Here is a 2,733-nt window from a genome sequence, read left to right on the forward strand (position 1 = left end):
CCCTGTGGCAGGCGGCGGGGGGGTGCTGTCCCGCCGACTTCCAAGGGACTGGGAGGCGCTGCCCCTCACGCTTGCTCCGCCAGCCAGTCTCGCACCTTGCGGGCGTTGTCGCTGAGTTCCCGGTTCTTCGGCCAGACGACATAGAACGCCTTGCCGGTCTTCAGCACATGATCCGTCACCGGCACCAGCAAGCCCGACGCCAGCAGCCGCTCGGCGAGGTGCCGCCAGCCGAGCGCGATGCCCTGGCCTTCCATGACGCCCTGGATCACCAGGCCGTAGTCGTTGATGCGCAGGCCGCGCGCGGTATCGCTGAGATTGGCGCCCGCCGACTGGAACCATTCGTCCCAGCTGGCCGCCTCGCGATACGGCTCCTCCAGATGGATGAGGCGGTGCGTGGCCAGTTCGGCAGCGGATTGGGGCAGGCCGAACTTTGCCGCATAACTGGTGCCGGCGACGGGAAATATCTCCTCGTCGGCCAGCGGCAACGAGTGATAGTCCGGCCAGTCCAGCGGCGCGCCGCCGCGCACGCCGAGCGGAATGCCTTCCGCGATGATGTCGAGGTCGCGGTCGGCGGTCTGGATACGCAGGTCGATGCCCGGCAGTTCGTCGCGGAACTGCTGCAGGCGCGGCATCATCCAGAACGAGCCGAACGCGGTCGAGGCAGCCAGCGTGACATGACCGCCGGTTGCCTGCAGGCGCAGATCCTCCGCCGATTTGCGAATATGCGAAAGGCCGAGCGAGACATCGGCATGGAAGCGCTCGCCGGCCTCGGTCAGGAGAACCTGGCGGTGGCGGCGCTGGAACAGCTTGGCGCCAAGCCGTTCTTCCAGCCCGCGCACGGCATAGGAGACGGCGGCCTGCGTCATGCCGAGCTCGCGCCCGGCGGCGGTGAAGCTCGACAGCCGCCCGGCCGCCTCGAAGACGATCAGGCTGCCGGCCGAGGGCAGGAGGTGGCGCAGGCTTCGCATAAGCTGAGCTTATACAAGAGATCAGGATTTTCCAGCGTCACATCACCATTTTGTCGCGTTAGGCTCCTTCATGAGTGGAATGGAGTTGCCATGAACGCACCAGCCCCTGAAGTGACCGAACATGCCAACCGCCGCAGTGGCGGCCGCCTGGGACGCAAGGCCCTGCGCGGAGCTCCGGTAACGTCGTTTCCGACCCTGGTCCGCCAGATCCCCGTCTACCAGATGGTCCCCGATGAGGCGGTCGAGCTGATCCACGAGGAGTCGCTCTTGATCCTCGAAGAGGTGGGATGCGAATTCCGCGACGACGAGGCTATCGCACTGTGGAAGGCGGCGGGCGCGGATGTCTCGGAAACTCGTGTGCGGATCGACCGGGCCCTGCTGATGGAACTGGTATCGAAGGTCCCGCCGGAGTTCACGCTCAATGCGAGGAATCCGCAGCGTACGGTGCGGGTGGGCGGCAACAATACCATCTTCGTGCCGATGTATGGCGCGCCCTATGTGCGTGACCTCGACAACAACAGGCGCTACGGCACGCTCGCGGACCTCAACAATTTCCACAAGCTCGCCTACATGGCGCCGGCGCTGCATTCATCGAGTTCGGTCATTTGCGAGCCGATGGAAATCGCGGTACCGAAGCGTCACCTCCACATCATCCATTCCGCGCTTAAGCATTCCGACAAGCCGTTCATGGGCATCGTCACGTCCAAGGAGCGGGCGGAAGACACGATGGCGATGGCAGGCATCGTGTTCGGCGAGGATTACGTCCGCGACAATCCGGTCCTGGTGTCGATCACCAACTGCAATTCGCCGCTGGTGTGGGACGCCACCATGCTGGACGCGATGAAGGTCTATGCCCGAAGCAACCAGCCGCTGATCCTCGCACCCTTCGCACTGTGCGGCGCCTCGACTTCGGCGTCGGCCGTCGGGGCAGTCGCGCAGGTCAATGCGGAAGCGCTGGCGGGCGTCGCCTTCACGCAACTGCTGCGCCCAGGGTCGCCACAGATCTACGGACAGTTCATGGTCACCGTGGACATGAAGACCGGCGCTCCGATGGGCGGCACGCCGGAGGCGGCCCAGATGATGTACCTGATGGGCGCGCTGGCGCGGAAATACAAACTGCCGTGGCGCACCTCAGGCTTCCATGTCGGATCGAAGCTCAACGACGCCCAGGCGGGCTACGAGGCCAACATGCTGATGCATGCCGCCATCCTCGCCGGCGCCAACTACATCTGGCACTCCGCCGGGTGGCTGGAGGCCGGCCTGAGCTGCGGCTATTCGAAGTTCGCTACGGACTGCGAACAGCTGGTTGGCTGGTACAAATATGCAGGCGGCCTTCCGTTCGACGATTTCAAGGAAGCGATGGCAGCGGTCCGCGAAGTCGGGCCGCAGGGCCATTTCCTCGGCAGCAAACACACGCTCGAACATTTCGAGTCGGCCTTCTTCATACCCTCGATCATGGACTTCAATTCGTACGAACAGTGGAAGGCAGAAGGGGCGAAGGACCACGACACGCGCGGCCGCGAGAAGGCGCGCAACATGCTGGCGGATTACGAGGAGCCGAAGCTCGACGAAGGCATCGCCGATGGCCTGATGGATTTCATCGCGCGGCGCGAGGAGAGGCTGCCGGACAGCGTCAGTTGACGCGAAGAACCAAGATCAAAGGGAACCAGACGGGAGGAAAAAATGGCATTCTTCAGAAGCAGTGGCGATCGCGTGCCGAGCGCTATCGAGGCAATGGCGGTCGAAGCACGCGCGGGTCGTGTCG

The 2,733-nt window shown here is 64.3% G+C and carries 2 protein-coding genes; one reads left to right on the plus strand and one right to left on the minus strand.

Annotated features, from left to right (window positions below; all coding sequences use genetic code 11):
- Positions 1-65 precede the first annotated feature (65 nt).
- Positions 66-968: a LysR substrate-binding domain-containing protein gene (locus EN964_RS31045; protein WP_127269035.1), complete on the minus strand. Its 903-nt coding sequence runs from the start codon at positions 966-968 to the stop codon at positions 66-68.
- A 90-nt stretch (positions 969-1,058) separates the two neighbouring features.
- On the opposite strand from EN964_RS31045, the gene EN964_RS31050 reads away from it, so the two are divergent.
- Entirely contained in the window at positions 1,059-2,609 is a 1,551-nt protein-coding gene (locus EN964_RS31050) for a trimethylamine methyltransferase family protein (protein ID WP_127269036.1), read from the plus strand.
- The last annotated feature ends 124 nt before the right edge of the window (positions 2,610-2,733 follow it).

It is taken from the genome of Mesorhizobium sp. M7A.F.Ca.CA.001.10.2.1 (assembly GCF_003998575.1).
Lineage (GTDB): Bacteria > Pseudomonadota > Alphaproteobacteria > Rhizobiales > Rhizobiaceae > Mesorhizobium.